Source organism: Phenylobacterium sp., from assembly GCF_036821595.1.
GTDB lineage: Bacteria > Pseudomonadota > Alphaproteobacteria > Caulobacterales > Caulobacteraceae > Phenylobacterium.
The window spans coordinates 1-19,158 of the sequence record NZ_DAISJG010000032.1; the positions used below are offsets into that span (position 1 = coordinate 1).

At 70.7% G+C, this 19,158-nt stretch carries 14 protein-coding genes and 1 tRNA gene; 6 read left to right on the forward strand and 9 right to left on the reverse strand.

Going from position 1 to position 19,158, the window contains the following annotated elements; translation table 11 throughout:
- Positions 1-117: 117 nt before the first annotated feature.
- From V7Z97_RS13705 to V7Z97_RS13715, 3 genes are all read right to left on the reverse strand, one after another.
- Positions 118-645 (reverse strand): c-type cytochrome, encoded by a 528-nt coding sequence (locus V7Z97_RS13705; protein ID WP_334163991.1) that lies wholly within the window; start codon positions 643-645, stop codon positions 118-120.
- 68 nt (positions 646-713) lie between these two features.
- The gene (locus V7Z97_RS13710; RefSeq protein ID WP_334163992.1) at positions 714-1,166 is read right to left on the reverse strand and encodes a YaiI/YqxD family protein; all 453 of its coding nucleotides are present in this window, start codon (positions 1,164-1,166) and stop codon (positions 714-716) included.
- 10 nt (positions 1,167-1,176) lie between these two features.
- Positions 1,177-1,944, reverse strand: a complete 768-nt coding sequence (locus tag V7Z97_RS13715; protein ID WP_334163993.1) for an SDR family NAD(P)-dependent oxidoreductase — start codon at positions 1,942-1,944, stop codon at positions 1,177-1,179.
- Positions 1,945-2,055: 111 nt separating this feature from the next.
- Between V7Z97_RS13715 and V7Z97_RS13720 the strand changes: the two genes are divergently transcribed.
- Both V7Z97_RS13720 and V7Z97_RS13725 read left to right on the forward strand, forming a co-directional pair.
- Entirely contained in the window at positions 2,056-4,566 is a 2,511-nt protein-coding gene (locus V7Z97_RS13720) for a cation-translocating P-type ATPase (protein WP_334163994.1), read from the forward strand.
- A 78-nt stretch (positions 4,567-4,644) separates the two neighbouring features.
- On the forward strand, positions 4,645-5,544 hold the full coding sequence (locus V7Z97_RS13725; protein WP_334163995.1) for a universal stress protein: 900 nt from the start codon (positions 4,645-4,647) through the stop codon (positions 5,542-5,544).
- Between the two features lie 20 nt (positions 5,545-5,564).
- Here V7Z97_RS13725 and V7Z97_RS13730 read toward each other — a convergent pair.
- The 5 genes from V7Z97_RS13730 to V7Z97_RS13750 all read right to left on the reverse strand — a co-directional run bounded on the left by V7Z97_RS13730 (position 5,565) and on the right by V7Z97_RS13750 (position 12,479).
- A tRNA-Thr gene (locus tag V7Z97_RS13730) sits at positions 5,565-5,640 on the reverse strand.
- Between the two features lie 161 nt (positions 5,641-5,801).
- On the reverse strand, positions 5,802-7,385 hold the full coding sequence (locus V7Z97_RS13735) for an AMP-binding protein (RefSeq protein WP_334163996.1): 1,584 nt from the start codon (positions 7,383-7,385) through the stop codon (positions 5,802-5,804).
- A 29-nt stretch (positions 7,386-7,414) separates the two neighbouring features.
- Complete coding sequence (locus V7Z97_RS13740) at positions 7,415-8,257, reverse strand: hypothetical protein (RefSeq protein ID WP_334163997.1); 843 nt, start codon at positions 8,255-8,257, stop codon at positions 7,415-7,417.
- Positions 8,257-9,387 carry an amidohydrolase family protein gene (locus V7Z97_RS13745; protein WP_334163998.1) on the reverse strand — a complete coding sequence of 377 codons (1,131 nt, stop codon included), beginning with the start codon at positions 9,385-9,387 and terminating at the stop codon, positions 8,257-8,259. The genes V7Z97_RS13740 and V7Z97_RS13745 overlap by 1 nt, the downstream gene beginning before the upstream one ends.
- 113 nt (positions 9,388-9,500) lie before the next feature.
- The gene (locus V7Z97_RS13750; protein WP_334163999.1) at positions 9,501-12,479 is read right to left on the reverse strand and encodes a TonB-dependent receptor domain-containing protein; all 2,979 of its coding nucleotides are present in this window, start codon (positions 12,477-12,479) and stop codon (positions 9,501-9,503) included.
- Between the two features lie 227 nt (positions 12,480-12,706).
- Here V7Z97_RS13750 and V7Z97_RS13755 point away from each other — a divergent pair, with 227 nt between their 5' ends.
- Complete coding sequence (locus V7Z97_RS13755) at positions 12,707-14,170, forward strand: MFS transporter (protein WP_334164000.1); 1,464 nt, start codon at positions 12,707-12,709, stop codon at positions 14,168-14,170.
- 14 nt (positions 14,171-14,184) lie between these two features.
- Positions 14,185-14,931 carry a TetR/AcrR family transcriptional regulator gene (locus tag V7Z97_RS13760; RefSeq protein ID WP_334164001.1) on the forward strand — a complete coding sequence of 249 codons (747 nt, stop codon included), beginning with the start codon at positions 14,185-14,187 and terminating at the stop codon, positions 14,929-14,931.
- On the opposite strand, the gene V7Z97_RS13765 is transcribed toward V7Z97_RS13760, so the two are convergent.
- Positions 14,821-15,708, reverse strand: coding sequence for a TetR/AcrR family transcriptional regulator (locus V7Z97_RS13765; RefSeq protein WP_334164002.1), 888 nt, complete (start codon positions 15,706-15,708; stop codon positions 14,821-14,823). The two genes, V7Z97_RS13760 and V7Z97_RS13765, sit on opposite strands and share 111 nt — an antisense overlap.
- Positions 15,709-15,847: 139 nt before the next feature.
- Here V7Z97_RS13765 and V7Z97_RS13770 point away from each other — a divergent pair, with 139 nt between their 5' ends.
- Positions 15,848-17,041 (forward strand): acyl-CoA dehydrogenase family protein, encoded by a 1,194-nt coding sequence (locus V7Z97_RS13770; RefSeq protein ID WP_334164003.1) that lies wholly within the window; start codon positions 15,848-15,850, stop codon positions 17,039-17,041.
- 348 nt (positions 17,042-17,389) lie between these two features.
- Positions 17,390-19,078 (forward strand): amidohydrolase, encoded by a 1,689-nt coding sequence (locus V7Z97_RS13775; RefSeq protein WP_334164004.1) that lies wholly within the window; start codon positions 17,390-17,392, stop codon positions 19,076-19,078.
- Positions 19,079-19,158 lie beyond the last annotated feature (80 nt).

Sequence of the window (19,158 nt, forward strand, 5' to 3'; positions counted from 1 at the left end):
ACGGCGCGGAGAGATGTCGACCGGACAGCAGGCTCGACAGGCGCGAGGATGCGCCTGTCCCAGACTCGCGTCAAGGTTGTCTTTGGGTTTCGATCGCCTGTCGGAGGAGCAGCCGGCCTACTGCGGCTTGTAGCCGGTCTCCACCATCAGGTAGCCGATCAGGTCGCGGCGGTCCTCCGCCGCCTTGAGGCCGGCGAAGGTCATCTTGTTGCCGGGCAGGTAGCCCCTCGGGTCGGCCAGCCACTTGTCGAGGTGCTCCGCGTCCCAGACGAAGTTCGCCTGCTTCAGGGCGTCGGAGTAGTTGTAGCCCTCCACGGACGCGGACTTGCGGCCGAACACGCCGTGCAGGTTCGGGCCGGTCATGTTGGCCCCGCCCGGCGTGATGGTGTGGCAGGAGCGGCAGAGCGCGAACTTCGCCTCGCCGTCGTCGAGGTCGGCTTTGTTGTAGGGGGCGGGATAGCTGGCCAGGAGGGCCTGCTTGTCGGCGTCGCTGACCTCGGCGGGCGCGGTGGCGGCGGAGGTCCCGGGCTGGCTCGGGGCGCTCGCCTGGCTGCTCTCGGCCTCCTGCGGGGTCTGCGACTGCCCACAGGCGGCGAGCGCGGCCGCAAGGGCCGCAACGGCGAACATCGAACCCGGTTTGCGCATGAACATCTCCTCGGAGCGAAAGGCGCGGCAAGCTAGCGCACCGAAGGCCCGATGCAAGCCGCGCCCGCTCAACGCCGCCTGCGCCGTTCCCGGTTCACCGCCTCGTCCAGCGCCTGCAGGAATCGCGAGCGGGCCTGGCGGTCGAACGGCTTCGGCCCGCCGGTGATCTCCCCCAGGCTGCGCAGGTGCTCGCCGATGGTGCGCTGGGCCAGCGCCTGGCCGATGGAATCGGGCGTGAACACCCGTCCGTTCGGCGCGATGGCCGCGCCGCCGGCCTTCAGCACCCGGTCGGCCAGGGGGATGTCGTTGGTGACCACGATGTCGCCCGGCTCGGTGCGCTCGGCGATCCAGTCGTCGGCCACGTCGGGCCCGGCGTCGACGATCATCCGCTCGATGCGCGGCGAGGCCGGGATCTGGATGAAGCTGTTGGAGACCACGGTGGTCGTCAGGCCGTAGCGGGCCGCCACCTTGTAGACCTCGTCCTTCACCGGACAGGCGTCGGCGTCGATGAAGATGCGCATGGCCCGCGGGTTAGCGGGCGGTGTAGCCCCCGTCCACCACCAGCTCGGTCCCCGTGACGAACTTCGACTCGTCCGAGCCCAGGTAGACGCAGGCCCAGGCGATGTCGTCCGGCTCGCCCATGTGGCCCAACGGGTGGAGGGCGGCGGTGGCCTCGCGGGCGGCCGCCTCGTCCGGCTGGCTCTCCAGGAAGCCCTCGACCATCGGCGTCCAGATGAAGCCGGGATGGATGGAGTTCACCCGGATCCTGTCGGGGGCATAGATCAGGGCGTCGGTCTTCGACATCAGCCGCACGGCGCCCTTGGAGGCGTGGTAGGGCGGCACGTCGGCGGCGCTGATCAGGCCGTAGATCGACGACAGGTTGATGATCGAGCCTGCGCCGGCCCGCTTCAGGTGCGGGATGGCGTGCTTGGTGCAGAAGAACACGCCCTTGACGTTGATCGCCTGGACGAAGTCCCACTCGGCCTCGGTGAGCTCGTGGGTCGGCTTGTTGGCGCCGGCCACCCCGGCGTTGTTCACCAGGATGTCCAGCCGCCCGAAGTGGGCCGCGGCGGCGTCGATGGCGGCCTTCACCTCCGCCTCGCGGCTGACGTCGCAGCGCCAGAAGCGCACCTCGAGCCCCCGCGCCGTCAGCTCCTCCACGAGCGCCTGCCCGTGCGCCTCGTCGAGGTCGAAGGCGGCGACCGCCGCGCCTTCCTCGGCCATCCGGATCACCGTGGCGCGGCCGATGCCGACGGCGCCGCCGGTGACCACCGCGACCTTGCCCTGCAGACGGTTCATCTGGCGTCCTCCCTGCGATGTCTTCCCCGACCCTGGCCCCGGGAGTCTGCGCCCGCCTTGTCGAGGATCAAGGGACGCGGCGGCGAAAGGCGCTGTAGGGTCTCCCGACCCATGGCTTCCGCGACGCCCAGACCCACTTCCGCCTCGAGCGGCCTGACGGAGGCGGAGGCCGCCCGACGGCTCGCCGCGGTGGGGCCCAACGAGCTGCCGCGGCCGAGGGGCCGGGGCCTGGCGCGCATCCTCGCCGAGACCCTTCGCGAGCCGATGTTCTTCCTGCTTCTGGGCGCGGCCGTGCTCTACCTGGCGATCGGCGACCTGGGGGAGGGGCTGTTCCTGCTGGCCGGGGCGACGGTGGCCATCGGTCTCGTCATCCTGCAGGAGGCCCGCAGCGAGCGCGCCCTGGCGGCGCTCCGGGAGCTGGCCCAGCCCCAGGCCCGCGTCCTGCGCGACGGGGCGGAGCGGCGCATTCCCGCCCGCGAGCTCGTGCCGGACGACATCCTGCTGGTCGGCGAGGGCGAGCGCCTGCCGGTCGACGGCCTGCTGGTCGGCGGCGAGGTGCTCAGCGTCGACGAATCCACCCTGACGGGGGAATCCGCGCCGGTCTCCAAGCGGCTGGCCGGGCCGGGGGAGGCGTTCGGCGACCCGGAGCCGGGCGCGGAGGCCTCGCCGCACCTGTTCGCCGCGACCCTGGTTGTGGGCGGGCAGGGCGTCGTGCGGGTCGCGCGGACGGGGCCGGCTTCGGCCATCGGCCGCATCGGCCGCTCGCTCGCCGACATTCCGCACGAGGCGACGCCGCTGCAGAAGACCGCCGGGCGGCTGGCCGCCGTTCTCGGCGCCTTCGCGCTCGCCTTCTGCGCCGTCGTCGCCGTGGCCTACGGCCTGCTGCGCGGCGACTGGGTGGAGGGCGTGCTCGCCGGGATCACCGTGGCCATCGCGCTGATCCCCGAGGAATTCCCCATGGTGCTCGCCGTCTTCATGGCTTTGGGCGCCTGGCGGCTCGCCACCCACAAGGTGCTGGTCCGGCGCAGCGCCGTGATCGAGACCCTGGGGGGGGCGACCCTGCTTTGCGTCGACAAGACCGGCACCCTCACCGAGAACCGGATGCAGGTGGCCCGCCTGTGGACCCACGAGGGCGAGCGGGCGGTGGAGGGCGACCAAGCCCCGGACGGCGCGTCCGGCGACCTCCTCACCCTCGCCGCGCTCGCCTCCGCCGTCCGTCCGGTGGATCCCATGGACCGCGCGGTCCGCCGCCTGGCCGAGGGGCTGCCGGGCGAGCCCGAGCGCACCTGGCCGCTGCGCCCGGAGCTGATGGCTGTCACCCAGGTGTGGCGCGGCGAGGGCGAGGAGCGGCTGGCCGCGGCCAAGGGCGCGCCGGAGGCGGTGTTCCACCTCTGCCGGCTGCCGCCCGAGGAGGTCGCCCGCCTGCACGCCGTCATCCACGGCTTCGCCGACGCCGGGTTGCGGGTGCTGGGCGTCGCCTCGGCGCGGACCGACGGGCCCTTCCCCGACGACCCGCGGCAGGCGTCCTTCGCCTTCGCGGGCCTCGTGGGCTTCCTCGACCCGCTCAGGCCGGAGGTCCCGGCGGCCCTGCGCGAGGCGACCGGGGCCGGGATCAAGGTGGTGATGATCACCGGCGACCATCCCGCCACGGCGCTGGCCATCGCCCGCTCGGCCGGCCTCGACGTGGCGGCCGGCGTGCTGCTCGGCGCCGAGCTGGCCGCCCTGCCGTTCGACGAGCTCTGCGAACGGCTGCGCCGGGTCCGCGTCTTCGCCCGGGTCGCGCCGGAACAGAAGCTGCGCATCGTCGAGGCGCTGAAGGCCGACGGCGAGGTCGTGGCCATGACCGGCGACGGGGTCAACGACGCGCCGGCGCTCGAGGCCGCCCACATCGGCATCGCCATGGGCCGCAAGGGGACCGACGTGGCGCGGGAGGCCGCCGACCTCGTCCTGCTGGACGACAGCTTCGCCGCCATCGTCGGCGGCGTGCGGCTCGGCCGGCGGATCTTCGCCAACCTGCGCCGGGCGCTGACCTACATCACCGCCATCCACGTGCCGATCGCCGGGCTGGCCCTGGCCCCGATCCTCATGGGCCTGCCGCCGATCCTCTTCCCCATGCACGTGGTGCTGCTCGAGCTGGCCATCGATCCCACCTGCGCCCTGGTGTTCGAGGCCGAGCGCAGCGAGGAGGGGGCCATGAAGCGCCCGCCGCGCCGGCGCGGCGAGGCCCTGTTCGGGCCGGCCCAGATCGGGCTGGCGCTGATCCAGGGGCTGACGGTGCTGGCCGGCGTCCTCGCCCTCTACGTCCTGGCGCTGCGCGGACATGCCGAGGCCGACGCGCGGGGGGCCGCCTTTCTGGCCCTGGTGGTCGGCAACCTGGCGCTGGCGCTCGCCGACTCCAGCGGCGGAGGAAGGCTCTTCGCCCGCCACCGGGTGGCCTACTGGACCATCGCCGTCGCCGTGTCGGCGATCATCGCCCTGATCCTGGCCGCGCCGCCGCTCGCCGCCGTGTTCCGCATCGCGCCGCCGCCTCCGGACCTGCTCGCCGTCGCCCTGGCCGTGGCCCTGGCCTGCGGCGGCTGGCCGGCGGTGCTGTCCAGGCTGCGCCGCCGGATGCGGCGGTGAGCCGCGCCTTGCGCTGGGTCAAGGCGGATCCGTCCCGGCCCGGCTAGGTCCGGCGTCGGGGGCCGCAGGGAGATCGCGATGACGGCGCGGCGCAAGATTTCCGAAATCCTCCTGGCCAGCGACCTGGGCGGCCGCTGCGACCGGGCCACCGAGCGCGCGGCCCAGCTCGCCCGCGCCTGGGGCGCGAGGCTGACGGTCGTCGTGGCGGTGGAACAGGACGATCCGCGGACGCCGTCCTGGCGCTCCGCCCCGGCCGCCCGGCTGGCCCGCGCGGAGGCCGAACTGGCCGAGGTGCTTGGCGGGCGGGGGATCGACTGGCGGGTGGTCGTGGCCTCCGGCCGGCCGCACGATGTGCTCCTGGACGTGGCGGACCAGGTGGGCGCCCAGTTCATCGTCACGGGGACCGCCCGGAACGAGCTCCTCGGCCGCTCAAGCCCGGGGCGCACGGTGGAGGCCCTGATGCGGCGCGCGCCTGCGCCCGTGCTCGTGGTCCGCCGCCGGCCCCTGAAGCCGTATCGGGACCTGCTGGTCCCCACGGACTGCTCCAGAGCCGCCGAGCTGGCGCTCGTCGGGGCCATCGAGCTCTTACCGCGGACCGACGTGGCGCTCCTCCACGGGTACCGGGTGCCCTTCGCCGGACTGGTGGACGAGGCGGCCAACGCCCCGGAGTTCGAGACCTGGGCCCAGGATCATCTGGACGACTTCCTGGCGCGCGTGGAGGCCCGAACGGGCGCTGCGGCGCGCGTGCGCCCGCTCGTCGAGTACGGCTCGCCGGCGTCCCTGGTGGCGGGCTACGCGCGGGACCGCGACCCGGACCTCGTGGTCCTGGGGGCGCACGACCGGCACGGCGCGCTGGGCGCGCTCACGCCCGACCTTGCCGGACGGCTGCTGATGGCCTGCGACTGCGACGTCCTGCTGGTCCCCGAGGCGAGCGCCCCCGCCGACCCGCCCGCACGCTCAGAGCTCCCCACCGCCTAGGCTCCGCCCTGGCGGAGGCGTGGTGCCGGATGCAGGACTCGAACCCGCGACCTTCGGTTTACAAAACCGCTGCTCTACCAGCTGAGCTAATCCGGCATTCCAAGTGATTACAGCGCCTTGGCCATCTCCGATCTATTGGCCGAAGCCGCGCGGCGCACATATGGGGCGCCGCTGAGCGACCGAAGCAGACGGATTGCACGACGAGCCGGAGTGGGCAAGCGGCTCGGTGGGCCGTTGAGGGCCGGCCGCTACTTGGCTCAGATAGCCCGCGCGCGGCCTTCCCAGTAGGGCGCGCGGACCTTGTTTCGCAGGATCTTGCCGGCCTCGCTGCGGGGTAGGGCGTCGACGAAATCGACGCCGCGGGGGACCTTGTACTTGGCCATCGTCCGCGCGGCGTATTCGAGGATCTCGCGCTTGAGCTCCTCGGAGGGGGCGTGGCCGGGTCTCAGCTGGATGACGGCGCGGACCTCCTCGCCCCATTCCTCGTGCGGGATGCCGACGGTGCAGCTGTCCTCGACGGCTGCGTGCTTTATCAGCTCGTTGTCGATCTCCTGCGGGTAGATGTTCACCCCGCCCGCGATGATGGTCTCGGCGCTGCGGCCGGTGAGAAACAGCCAGTCGTCCTCGTCCAGATAGCCGATGTCGCCCATCGTGAAGTAGTCGCCCCGCCGGTTGGCGTAGGTCTTGGTGTCGTCCTTGTAGTAGCTGAAGCCGCCCTGGTCCTTCAGGCTCAGGTAGATGTGGCCGGGCACGCCGGGCGGGCATTCATTCCCCTCGTCGTCGAGGATCTTGGCCGCGTCCTTGTGCGGCCGGCGCCCGACCGTTCCGGGCCGCGCCAGCCACTGCTCGGACGTGACGGTGAAGCCGACGCCGCCTTCCGACCCGGCGTAGTATTCGTAGAGGATCGGGCCCAGCCAATCGATGATCGCCCGCTTCACCTCGGGCGGGCAGGGCGCCGCGCCGTGGGTGATCCGCCTCAGCGAGCTCAGGTCGTACTTCGCCCGCACCTCCTCAGGCAGCGCGAGCATGCGCTGGAACATGATCGGCACGAAATGGCCGCGGGTGATCTTCTGGTCCTGGATGGTCTTGAGCAGGAGCTCGGTGTCCCACCGGTCCATCAGCACGGTGGGGACGCCGTTGTTGAGCGCGCGGCGGATGTCCCCGGCCAGCGGCGAGGCGTGATAGGCCGGCCCGGTGCAGATGTGCTTGTCGACTGCGCGGTCGTAGATCGGATCGAAACCGCCGACCGCCTGGGCGTTGGGCTTGTAGACGCCCTTAGGCCGCCCGGTGGTCCCGGAGCTGTAGAGCATCGTCGTGCCGCGCACGGGGTCATCGATATCGCTCGCGGGATAGTCGTCGATGGTCTCGAAGGGAACGAAGCCCGGCAGATCCCCGCCGATGGACACCTTCAGCACCAGTTGCGGGCACTGTTCGGCGGCCTCGGCGACGCCCTCGACCCGGGTGTCGGCGAACACCGCCCGGGCCTCGCAGTTGTCGACGACGTAGGCGATCTCGTCGGGCTTGAGGTGCCAGTTCACCGGCGTCAGGCGGAATCCGCCGCGGAGGCAGGCGAACAGCACGTCCGGGAACTCGACCCGGTTGGAGCAGACGATGGCCACCGCATCGCCGGCCGCGAGGCCGTGATCGCGCATCAGCCGGACCAGCCGGTTGGCGTTGGCGTTCAGCTCGGCGAAGGTGCGGGTGCGGCCGGTGGCGGCTTCCAGCACCGCCGTCTTCTGCGGCCAGACCTGCGCCCAGACTGCGGTGCACATGCCGGAGTCCACGGCAGCGTCGACCTGCGCCTTGATGTCGGTGTGGTCCAACGTGGCCGCATCGGTCATTCGGCATCCTCCCGGTATCGCACCGCCGCTCAGCTCCAGAGCGGCGACGAGGCCTTCATGGCGCGGATCATGAAGGTGACGCTGGCCACGTCCCTGCCTGTGGCGGCGTCGGCGATGTCGACGTCGTACCAGGCGTTCTCGGTCTTCGGGCTCTCCGTCAGCTTGCGCATGATGGTGCGACCCACGTAGTCGCGCTCGGCGAAGAGCGGCCCGGCCAGGTGCCGCACCTCCAGAGCGCCGAACAGGCCGACGTAGGGCTGCTTCGACTTCGCCAGCACGAACGGGCGGCTCATGTGAGCCAGGCGCACGACGTGGGCGGGCGAGAGGACGCCCTTCTCGTCGTAGATCGGCAGCCGCTCGGTGATCCGCCCCAGGGCGGCGTCGTAGCTCTCGCGGCTGACCTTCATCGGAATGTCGGAGGTCACGTCGCCGGCCCTGATGTCAGCGTAGACGCGCAGGCGGCCAGGGTCGGCTTCGGCCTGGTCGGCCAGCCGCCTGGCCACCTCGGAGGCCTCGTCGCGCGCGCGGGGCGAGGCGGTGCCGATGCAGACCTGCTGGCCGGCCTGGTTGAACATCTGCAGGCGGGCGCGCGGCTCGCCGGGGTCGACGACGGCCCGCACCTCCTCCCTGTCGACGGTCGCCTGGGTGAAGTGCAGCGAGATGTCGCCGGTCTCGAACCAGGCCGGGCCGTAGAGCTGGAGCAGCATGGGCACGAACTGGTCCATGTGCACGGAGCCGGGGACCGTGCCCCCCTTGAAGCCGAGCTTGGATGCGACTTCGTCGTTATGGATCGAGCCGGGGGCCTGCTGGAACCCGTTGTGCGGGGCGCGGAGCGGGCCGGTCAGGCGTTGCGGGGCGAGGGCGGGGGTCATCAGGCGTCCTCTCGGGGGCGCGCCGCCAGGGCGCCGCCCATCATCTCCTCGAAGTTGGCGCGATAGAAGCGGTCCTTGTCGTCGTCGGTCAGGCCCTCGAACGTGCGCTCGAACCGCGCAATGGGATCGTTCGTGCCCTCCGGGTGCGGGTAGTCGCTGGAGAACATGTAGAGGTCCGCGCCGCTGTCGCGGATCAGGTAGCCCGCGTCCTCGCCGGGGAAGGGGGTGAATTTCACCTGCCGGCGGATGATCTCAGAGGGTTTGGCCGAGAGCTTCTGCAGATAGGGATCGGTGCGGCCGAACGAGCGGGCGCCCATGTCCATCTGGCGAAGGAAGCCGGGCACCCAGTAGGCGCCGTATTCGATGATCCCGCCGCGGAGCTCCGGCTGCCGGTCGAGCAGCCCGTCGTAGATCAGGGCGCTGAGGAACATCTCGGCGGAATGGGGCAGCGCGACATAGTCCTTGAACCGCAGGTTCTCGCCGCCGCCGTGCAGGTCGGGCGACTTGGGCTTGCCGTTGTCGACGTACTCCTGCGGCAAGGTGCGGGAGCCGGCGCCGATGTGCAGGACGAAGGGGATGTTCTTGGCGGCGAGCAAGGCCCAGAAGGAATCCAGGTCCGGGTGGCCGGGCGACTTGTCGCCGGCCGGCGTCGACGGGACCCAGATCGCCCTGCAGCCAAGACGGATGGCCTCCTGGGCTTCTTCGAGGGCGCGGCCGGGATCGTCGAGCGGAACGTAGGCTACGCCCAGCAGCCGCGGGTCGCCGCAGAAGGCGGCCATGGCGCGGTTGGCCGCCCGGGCTCCGGCGTAGAGGACGTCGCGGTCCTTGCTGGTGCGAAACGGCCGCAGCGCCGAGGTCGGGAAGACCAGCTGGCTCGCGAAGCCCAGTTCGTTGAGGGCGTGCACGCGCTCGGCCGGGTCATGCGCGCCGTAGGCCAGCCTGCCCTTGGGCCCGGCGATCAGCCCCTCGATCACCTTCTCCCTGACGGGCTCCGGCGGGCGGGTGGAGGGCGGATCCTTCCGCAGCAGCCGGTCCTTCCAGGCGTCGTCGGCGAACGGCACGAGCCAGTCGGCCGGCTCCATCACGTGGCTGTCCGCGTCGTGGAACACGCGCCCTGCAGCGTACGGCATCTCGGCTCCTCCCTATTTATTGACGTTAACACTATTACAGCGGGTTCGGTGACTCAAGGAAACCCGCGCGGCGAAAGCCGAGGGGTGACGCCTCGCGCCACCCCCCGGCCGGCTCAGAACCGCTTGCGCAGGGTGAGCCGGTAGACGCGGCCCAGGGGGTCGGCCGTGTAGGTGTTGTAAGCGAAGTCGAGCCGGGCGGCCGGCGGGTCGCGGTCGAACAGGTTGATCACGCCGAGCGTTGCGGTGGTGTCCCCGGGCAGCTCGACCCGATAGATCAGGTCCACCGGCACATAGGCGTCGATCTTCTCGGCGAAGCGGTTCGTGGAGGTCGGCGGGAAGATCGACGGGCGGTTGTCGATCATGCCGTCGAGATAGCGCACCGTGAGCCGCAGGTTGTGCCCACCGCGTGTGTACTGGACGTAGGCGTTGGCCTTCCAGCGGGGGATGGCGGGGCCCGCGTTCATCGTGCCCGCCACGTCTTCCGCCGGCTCCAGCTCGATCCCCTCCGAGAAGAAGGCCGAAGCCTCGTACTTGATGATGTAGTTGAGGTCGCCGCCGACCTGCACCTGGCCGTCCAGGATCTCCGGCAGGTCGAGGCTCCAGGTCGCATCGACACCGCGGACCTTGTAGTCGCGGGCGTTGGTGAAGAGGTTCTTCGTCCTGAGCAGGTTGGCCAGGCCGCAGGTCGCCGGATCGCCGACGCCGCCGGTGAAGGTGAACCGCTGCTGCAGGTTCCACCACGGGTCCTGCGGGTTGGACGTGCAGCGGTTCGGGCTCGACAGCGACGGTCCGAAGAAGGCGGTGATCATCGAGGCCGCCGTGTCGCGCTCGATCGCGCCCTCGAAGTCGATGGCGTAGTAGTCGAGCGTCGCCCGGAACGAGCCGATGTCGACGATCGTGCCCACGTTGTAGGTCGTGGCCGTCTCCGGCTGCAGGTCGGGATTGTTGTAGATGTCGATCGGACGGAAGGCGCCCAGCTGGGTCACCACCCCGCCGCTCGTCAGGAAGTCGTCGCCCAGGTTGGTCAGGTCGGGCGACTTGAAGGTGGTGCCGATCGAGCCGCGCAGGGTCAGGAAGTCGGTGGCGTCCCAGCGCACCGCCAGCTTGGGGTTGGTGGTCGTGCCGATGTCGCCCAGGTCTTCGTGGCGGATCGCGACCTGCGCCTCCAGCCGGTCGGTGACAGGGATCTTGAGCTCACCGAAGAAGGCGAAGACCTCGCCCTCCAGGTCCCACGGCTTCTGCGCGCCGAAGAAGGTGAGCACGCCGGTCGGTGTCGTGCAGCTGGTCACCCCGAACATGGGGCAGGGGTTCTTCAGGATGTTGGTGGCGTCGGGCAGGTCCTTCTTGTCCTGCTGCCAGCGGTACTGCGCGCCCGCCGCCCAGGAGATCGGCGCCTCCGACCACAGCCGCCAGGGCAGATCGCCGTCCAGCACCACGTTGGCCTCGAAGATCCGCGACCATTCGTAGAAGGCGTAGGGGTTGGCTTCCAGGTAGCGGATGACCTCCTCGCTGTTGGCGACCTGCGGGTTCAGCGCCAGGGCTTGGGCGTACTGCGGGTTCTGCACAAGCGTATGGGCGTTGCCCGGCATGCCGGTGGAGAAGGGGTTGAACCACAGGCAGGGCCCCTGGCCGGGGGTGCTGGTGGCCGGGTTGGAGCCGCCCGGCGTGCAGCCGAAGCCGCCCAGACCCAGCAGCGCGTACTGCAGGTTGGGAGCCGTGATCTCCGACGTGATCCGCTCGTTGGTCTGTTCGGCCCAGGTGGCGTTGACCTCGTAGCTTATGCCGCGCCCCAGGGACCCCGACAGGCCACCGGAAAAGCGCTTCAGGTGCATCTCGCGTCGGGAGTGGAAGCCCTCTCCGGTCAGCGGGTTGCCGCTGTAGCCATAGGGCCGCCACCCGGCGTTGGAGGTGAGCACCCCGTTGGCGGCGATGTTGGTCAGCTGCGCCGCCGAGAAGGCGCCCGGGTTGAGGGCGATCAGCGTCTGCAGGCCGGGGTGGTTGCCGGGGATGTAGTATCCGCGCGCGCCTTCGGTCCCGGCGGGGGCCGGGAAGGGGTTGTTGCCGCCGGCGGTGGTGGCCAGGGGGTAGTTGCTGGGAGCGTAGCTCGGGTTCTGGACCTCCCGCGGGACCACGTGGCCCGAGGCCAGCGCCTCCAGGTGCAGGCGGTGTTCGTCGGCGACCTGGAAATTGACCTCGCCATAGACCTGGTAGCCGTCGATCTCGTCGACGAGATTGTTGAACGGCCCCTGGTAGAACTGGCAGCGGGCGGCGTTGCCTGACCCCGTCAGCACGCCGCCGAGGGCCAGGCAGCCGGGATCGACGAAGCCCTGGTTGAAGCCCGCAACGCTCCGGGTCGCGCCCGTCAGATAGGCGCCCGGGCTGCCGTTGGCGGACCAGCCGGACTGCGGATTGACGGTCTGGGGGTAGAGGCCCCAGTCGCGCTCGTCCTGCTGCAGCACCGAGCGGTGCTTGTAACCGGCCGTCAGCAGCACATTGCCCCAGTCGCCGACCGTGCCCCAGGCGACGTTGGCGCTCCAGTCGCCGGCCGACTTCCGGATGGCGTTGTAGGTGGCGTCGATCTCAAGGCCGTCGAAGTTGGACTTGGTGATGTAGTTCACGACGCCGGCGATGGCGTCGGAGCCGTAGGTGGCCGCCGCGCCGTCGGTGAGCACCTCCACCCGTCCGATGGCCGCGGTGGGAATCATCGCCACATCGACGCCGCTGCCGGCGGACTGGACGATCGGCAGCCGGTGGCCGTTCAGCAGCACCAGGGTGCGCGACGCGCCAAGGCCGCGCAGGTTGACCGTCACCGCTCCGGAGTTCTGCCCGTTGATGCGGTTGGACTCGCCCACCGTGTTGGAGACCGCCGGCAGGTTCTTGACGAACTCGAGCGGTGTCGGATCGCCGCGCTTCTGCAACTCGCCGCTGGAGAAGACCTGCACGGGAATGGCCCCGGTCGGCGCGCCGCCGATAAGAGTCCCGGTGACCACGATCTCCTCGACTTCGCCGTCCTGCGCCCAGGCCGGCCCGACGGACAGCGCGGCGGTCAGCGCCAGCGCGGAAGCGCCGGCAGCAAGGTGTGAGCATCCCATCTGTTTCACCCTCCCGAGCGCCTCTCGGCGCGAATTCTCCCAAGCCGGCGGCCTTGAGCGGACCGCCGGTTCGCCACGTCTCGGTCGACGCTGGCGTTGTAATTGATAAAACGACTAGTACGCTGTTTATGCCGAAACGCAAAGCCGAAGCTCGTGCAATGCGTCGGTTGCTGACAAACGCTCTAATTGTGAACGGCGGCCGGTTCGGCGCAGTGGGAGGGAAGAGGATGGCGGAAGCGACAGCGGAGGGCGGCCGCGGGGGCGGGTCGGTCGGATTGCGGCTGAGGACGTCGGACAAGCTGCTCTACGGCCTGGGCGCCACGGCCAGCGGCGTGAAGGCGCGGGGGCTGAGCGCGTTCCTGATGCTGTTCTACAACCAGGTGATCGGCCTGCCGGCGGCCTGGGTCGGGGCGGCGATCATGGTCGCCCTGGTGTTCGACGCGATCGTCGATCCGCTCGTCGGCCAGATCTCGGACAACCTGCGCACGCCGTGGGGGCGGCGCCATCCGTTCATGTACGCCTCGGCGGTTCCGCTGGCGCTGACCCTGTTCCTTCTCTGGACCCCGCCGGACATGTGGTCGAAGGAGGCGGTGTTCGCCTACATGCTCGTCGTCGCCCTGGCGGTCCGCTTCCTCGACACCTTCTTCGAGCTGCCACACACCGCGCTTCTGGCCGAGCTCACCCGCGACTACGACCAGCGCACGACGCTCGTCGCCTTCCGCGCCTTCTTCCGGATCGCGGGCGGCCACCTGATGACCCTGATCACCTACAAGTTCTTCCTGCAGCCGAATGCCGAGTATCCGGTCGGCATCCTCAACCGCGACGGCTATGCCCTGTACGGACTGTGCGCCGCTCTGCTGGTGCTGTTCACGATCCTGGTGTCGAGCGCCGGGACCCACCGCTTCATCCCGCACCTGCACCGGCCGGCCAAGCGCACCGCCAAGCTGGGCGAGATGGCGCGGGAGGTCACGCACACTCTGCAGAACCGCTCGTTCGCCATCCTGCTGGCCTCGGGGACCCTGCTCGCCATCGCCACCGGCCTGAAGGGGGCGCTGGAGCTCTATTTCGAGGCCTATTTCTGGGAGTTCACCCCCGACCAGCTGGCCCTGATCACCGGCGGGGGGATCGTCGCCTCCGCGCTGGGGGTCACCCTGGCGCCCATCGTCTCGCGGACGCTGGGCAAGAAGCGCGGCGCGCTGATCGTCTGGACGATCTCGCTGACGCTGGCCTCGGCCCCGATCGCCCTGCGGCTGGCCGGGCTCATGCCGCCGAACGGCTCCGACGCGCTGCTCTACATCATGATCGGCGAAAGCGTGTTCCAGGGGACAGCGGCGCTGACCACCGGCATCCTGCTCTCCGCGATGCTTGCCGACGTCGTGGAGGACAGCGAGGTGCGCACCGGCCGCCGCTCCGAGGGCCTGCTGTTCTCGGCCGACAGCCTGCTGAAGAAGATGGTCTCCGGGCTCGGCGTCTTCACCTCCGGCCTCCTGCTGACCTCGGTGGGCTTCCCCCAGGACGCCAAGCCGGGCCAGGTCGACCCGGAGGTGATCCGCAACATGGCGGCCGTCTACCTGCCGATCGTCGTCGGCCTCTACCTGGCGGCCATCGGGACGCTGTTCGCGTTCCGGCTCGACAAGAGCGCCCACGAGGAGAACCTGCGCAAGCTCGCCTCAAGTCCGGGGGCGGTCTAGGTTGAGGTTCGAACATGACGGACACCCGGGACGCCGATGAGCATCAGCCGGACCGCCCAGAGGCCGGCGCGCCTGTGAGCGCGGTCCGCAAGCGGCTGCGCCGGGGCCGCCGCCTCGCGCCGGAGACCCGGCGGGAGACCCTCTTGGAGGTGGCGGCCGAGCTCGTGCTGGGGCAGGGCTTCCTGCCGATCGGCGTGCAGGACCTGGCGGATGCGGCCAAGGTGAGCAAGGCGCTGGTCTACCGCTACTTCCCGGGGCCGCAGGACCTCTACAACGCCCTGGTCGAGCGCGGCTTCGACGAGTTGACTGCGGCCGGCCTCGAGGCGGCGGCCCGGCGGGCGGACCTTGCGGACGCGGCCACGGCGGCGGCCGAGCTCTACTTCCGGAGCGTCGTGCAGACGGGGCCGGTGATCCACATCATCCTGCGCGACCGGTTCATGGCCGGGCGGCTCTCGCCGCGGGCCGCGGCCGTGCAGGGCCGTGTGGCCCGCCGCTTCGCAAGGGGACTGCGGTCCGAGTTCAAGCTTCCGCTGCGCGAGTGCGTCGCCTGCGTGAGCCTCGGCATGACCCTGCCGGAGGAGTGCGGGCGGCTGGTCTACCAGGGCGAGCTGGACGAGGAGCGGGGGGCCGAGGCCTGCCGCGAACTCGTGCTAGGCGTCATCGACGTCGCCCGGCGGCGCGGGGCGGAAGCGCGCCGCGAGCCGCCGGTTGCCGGTCTCGACGATGTCGGCGGCAAGCGCTTCGGCGACCGGCAGGTCTAGCCGCCCCCGCGCCAGCAGCCGGCCGGCGCGCAACACCAGGCTGGTCAGCACCGTGGTCGCCGCGCGGGCGACATCGTCGGGCACGCGCTGGCTGCGGCTGAAGCGGTCGGCGACGATCTCGGTGTTGGCGGCCCGCAGGGCCCGCTGCTCCCGTCGCAGGCCGCGCCGGACGGCGGGAGCGCCCTGCAGGGTCTGCAGCAGCACGCCGCGTTCGGCCACCTGGCGCAGGTAGGTGACGGTGGACAGGCGCAGCCGGTCGGCGGGCCGGGTGGCGGTCTCGACCTCGGCGACCTGCGCCGCGCGCACGGCCTGCAGCTCCCGGCGGGCCAGCTCGACCAGCAGGTCGTCGACGGTCGGGAAGAAGTGGTAGGCGCGCGGCGCCGTCAGCCCGGCTTCCCGGGCCAGACGCTTGATGCTGAGCGCGTGCAGGCCCTCGCGCACGATGATCTCCGCGGCGACGTCCAGAAGGTGGGCGCGCCGGTCTTCAGAGGCGAGGCGGGCGCGCGGGCGGCGGGCGACCGAGCGGCCCGGGAGGATCGGGATCGTCTCACTGACGCCCACCGGCGCAGGCGGCAGGACAGGCGCCGGCGGGGCCCGCCCGGCCTTCGCTTTGGCCCAGTGGCCGCGTGTGGGGTAGGGGATCTCGGTCCGGTCGCAGATCTTCGCCAGGCCGCTGGCGCTGACGCCCAGCTCCCCGGCGACCTTGGACAAGGGTTCACGCCAGACACGCTCGAAGAGCTCGGCGCGGGTGAGTGCCGTCGGCGGCGAGACGCGCATGGAGCCCTCCTTTGGCGGCCAGCATAGCCGCGTCGCGGCGAGGCTCAATGAGCGCCTGCGGCGACATCATCCCCTCCGGCTTGATGACATTCGCACTAATTACTATAGGAAGATGCCCTAGCGGAACAGGATGCACGGAATGCAGGCGCCCCTATCGACCGGCGACGCACTTGAGGCCTTCCGCCTCGAGGCGAGGGCCTGGCTGCAGGACAACTTCCCCAGCGCCCTGGCCGGACGCGGGCCGCAATCCGGCGAGGCCGAGCCCGACCAGCCGGCGTCCGGCCTGTGGCGCTCACGCCTGTGCGCCCAGGGGTGGGGGACGCCGACCTGGCCCAAGGCCTACGGCGGCGGCGGGCTTTCGCGCCAGGAGGCGCGGACCTTGCGCGAGGAGATGCGCAAGGTCGGCGCCTGGAATCCGATCGGCTGGAGCATGGGCGTGCGCATGCTCGGCCCCACCTTGCTGGAGTACGGGACCGAGGCCCAGAAGCTGCGGCACATCCCTCCGATCGCTCGGGGCGAGACGCGCTGGTGCCAGGGCTATTCCGAGCCCAACGCAGGTTCCGACCTGGCCAGCCTGCAGACCCGCGCGGAGGACCGGGGCGACCACTTCCTGGTCAACGGCCAGAAGATCTGGACCTCGGGCGCCCAGTACGCCGACTGGTGCTTCTGCCTGGTGCGGACCGACCCGACACGGAAGCACGACGGCATCTCCTTCCTGCTGATCGACATGCGCTCGCCAGGCGTGGAGGTGCGGCCGATCCTGCTGATCGCCGGGCGCTCGCCGTTCTGCGAGACCTTCTTCACCGACGTGAAGGTGCCCAAGGAGAACCTGGTCGGCGCGCTGAACGGCGGCTGGACCGTCGGCAAGCGGCTGCTGCAGTACGAGCGCCAGCGCAACGAGGACGCCCCGCGGCGGGCCACCGAGCAGCGGCCGATCGAGGAGGTGGTCGCCGAGTATGTCGGGCGGGACGCCGAGGGCCGGCTGGCCGACTCGGATCTGCGCATGCGGCTCGTGCGGCACGCCATGGAGCGCCAGGCCTTCGACCTCACCCTGCAGCGGACCACGGCGGAGGCGTCCGGCGGCGGACCCACGGCGGCGACCTCGATCCTGAAGAACGTCTCGTCGCTGCTGGTTCAGGAGCGGGCGGAGCTGCTGATGGAGGCGATGGGCCTGCAGGGGCTGGGCTGGGACGGCGAGGGCTTCACCGCCGAGGAGCTGGCGTGTGTGCGCGAATGGCTGTCCGGAAAGGCGAACACCATCTTCGCCGGCTCCTACGAGATCCAGAACAACATCATAGCCAAGCGCATACTGGGGTTGCCGCAGGCGCTCTGAAGGCCGTGAGAGCTCCCTCTTCGCTCGTTCTGTCGGAGAACGCCGCGGTCGGCGCCCCTCCGAGCGGCAGCCCTGCCGTTGGGCTGCAGGGCCGTTTTGGCGACTGAACCGTCACGCCGCACAGGATCGGCCGTCCGGAATACATGCATCCGGATGTTCACCATCTGGAGCGCGGAGGCAAACTTCATGGAAAAGGACCGCGGAAGCATCTAGGTGGGCAAGCTCGCCGACTTCGCGGTGCTCGCCGAGGTCCGCGGTGACTCACGGTCACCATCGGGGCTGTGGTTCACACCTTGGCGGCGCCGCGGCCTTGGGCTGGAATCCGGGCTGAAACGGGAGAGTTCGGGCATGCTGATGACGAAGCGTAGTCTGGTGGCCATGGCGGGGGCCGCGGCGCTCGCCTGGGCAGGTTCCGTCGCGGCGGCCGAGAGCCACGCCGACCTGGTCTTCGTCAACGGCAAGGTGATCACGGTCGACCCCGACGCCACCATCGCCAGCGCCGTGGCGGTGAAGGGCAACCGGATCGTGGCGGTGGGCGACATCTCCGCCTGGCGGGGACCGCAGACCCAGGTTGTCGATCTGAAGGGCCGGCCGCTGCTGCCCGGCTTCATCGACGCCCACTCGCACGTCGAGGGCATGGCGGGCGTGGAGGCCCACCACATCAAGGTCCAGGCGCCGCCGCTCAAGGACGGCAAGGCCATCATCGCCGAACTCAAGAAGGCGCAGGCCAGGCTGCCGGCTGGCGCGTGGCTGGTCGGGCAGGGGACCTACAACCAGGTGATGCCCACCCGCGCCGAGCTCGACAAGGCGTTTCCGGACAATCCGGTGCGGCTGATCTGGAGCGCGCACGACTCCCTGATCAACCACAAGGCCGCCGAGGTCATGGGGATGACGCGGGACTTCCCCGACCCTGCGCCGGGACACTCGGGTCACTACGAGCGCCTGCCGAACGGCGAGGTGTTCATCGTCCGCGATGCGCCGGCCCCGTGGCCCGCCCAGGCGAAGTTCACCTATCCGGAGCTCAAGGACGCCCTGCGTGGCGTCCTCGACGACTTCTACCTGAAGAAGGGGGTGACCACGGTCTCGGACATGTCGAGCCCGCTCGCCTACCGCGCCCTGCAGGACCTCCGGAAGGAGGGCCGGCTGCCGACCCGTGTGCGGATGAACTACTTCGCCCGCGACCCCAAGCTGCTCGACGTGCTGGAGGCCTCCGGGGTGGTCACCGGCCTGGGCGACGACTGGCTGCGGATCGGCGGACTGAAGCTCGCCGTCGACGGCGTCTGGGGCACCACGGCGGCGGTCTACAAGCCGTTCTGGAAGGGCTCCGGCACCACCTGGCTGCCGAACAACACCGGCGGCACGGCCTATGAGCAGGACGCCCTCGACAGGATCGTGCTGCGCGCCCACCAGGCTGGCTGGCAGGTGCTGTCCCACGCGAACGGCGACCGAGCCCAGGACATGGTGCTGAACGCCCTCGAGGCCGCCCAGCAGGCGGCCCCGCGCAGGGACACCCGTCACCGGATCGAGCACTTCGGCCACTTCCTGGTGCAGGATCCCGAGCGCACCGAGGCGCGGCTGCAGCGCATGGCGCGGGCGGGGGTCATCGCGTCGCCGCAGGTGGCCTTCCTGTGGCGCCTGACCGACGTCAACGTGCGGGAGCCGGACGTGAAGTTCTTCCCGATGAAGACCCTGATCGAGCGCGGCCTTTATCCCGCGGGGGGCGTCGACACGATCGGCACCCAGAACTTCGCGACCTACCCGATGTTCTCCATCGCCCGCGCCGTGAACCGCGACACCAAGTACGGGACGGTGACCCAGCCCGAGGAGGCGATCAGCGTCATGGACGGCATCCGGATGTTCACCATCTGGAGCGCGCAGGCCAACTTCCTGGAGAAGGACTTCGGTTCGATCGAGGTGGGCAAGGTGGCCGACCTGGTGGTCCTCGCCGAAGACCCGCTGACCGCGTCCAAGGCCAGGCTCGCCGACATTCCCGTCGACATGACCATCCTCGACGGCAAGGTCGCCTACGCCCGCTAGGCGGCTCCATTCCCGATCCATCCAGCCTGAAGCGGCTCGCGCCGCCCCGTGCCCGGGGCGGCCGGCGGCGCCGCGCGGAG

Excerpts from the sequence above, each read along its gene's own strand:
- V7Z97_RS13705 (WP_334163991.1), bottom strand. The coding sequence starts at position 645 with ATGCGCAAACCGGGTTCGATGTTCGCCGTTGCGGCCCTTGCGGCCGCG.
- V7Z97_RS13710 (WP_334163992.1), bottom strand. The coding sequence starts at position 1,166 with ATGCGCATCTTCATCGACGCCGACGCCTGTCCGGTGAAGGACGAGGTC.
- V7Z97_RS13715 (WP_334163993.1), bottom strand. The coding sequence starts at position 1,944 with ATGAACCGTCTGCAGGGCAAGGTCGCGGTGGTCACCGGCGGCGCCGTC.
- V7Z97_RS13720 (WP_334163994.1), top strand. The coding sequence starts at position 2,056 with ATGGCTTCCGCGACGCCCAGACCCACTTCCGCCTCGAGCGGCCTGACG.
- V7Z97_RS13725 (WP_334163995.1), top strand. The coding sequence starts at position 4,645 with ATGACGGCGCGGCGCAAGATTTCCGAAATCCTCCTGGCCAGCGACCTG.
- V7Z97_RS13735 (WP_334163996.1), bottom strand. The coding sequence starts at position 7,385 with ATGACCGATGCGGCCACGTTGGACCACACCGACATCAAGGCGCAGGTC.
- V7Z97_RS13740 (WP_334163997.1), bottom strand. The coding sequence starts at position 8,257 with ATGACCCCCGCCCTCGCCCCGCAACGCCTGACCGGCCCGCTCCGCGCC.
- V7Z97_RS13745 (WP_334163998.1), bottom strand. The coding sequence starts at position 9,387 with ATGCCGTACGCTGCAGGGCGCGTGTTCCACGACGCGGACAGCCACGTG.
- V7Z97_RS13750 (WP_334163999.1), bottom strand. The coding sequence starts at position 12,479 with ATGGGATGCTCACACCTTGCTGCCGGCGCTTCCGCGCTGGCGCTGACC.
- V7Z97_RS13755 (WP_334164000.1), top strand. The coding sequence starts at position 12,707 with ATGGCGGAAGCGACAGCGGAGGGCGGCCGCGGGGGCGGGTCGGTCGGA.
- V7Z97_RS13760 (WP_334164001.1), top strand. The coding sequence starts at position 14,185 with ATGACGGACACCCGGGACGCCGATGAGCATCAGCCGGACCGCCCAGAG.
- V7Z97_RS13765 (WP_334164002.1), bottom strand. The coding sequence starts at position 15,708 with ATGCGCGTCTCGCCGCCGACGGCACTCACCCGCGCCGAGCTCTTCGAG.
- V7Z97_RS13770 (WP_334164003.1), top strand. The coding sequence starts at position 15,848 with ATGCAGGCGCCCCTATCGACCGGCGACGCACTTGAGGCCTTCCGCCTC.
- V7Z97_RS13775 (WP_334164004.1), top strand. The coding sequence starts at position 17,390 with ATGCTGATGACGAAGCGTAGTCTGGTGGCCATGGCGGGGGCCGCGGCG.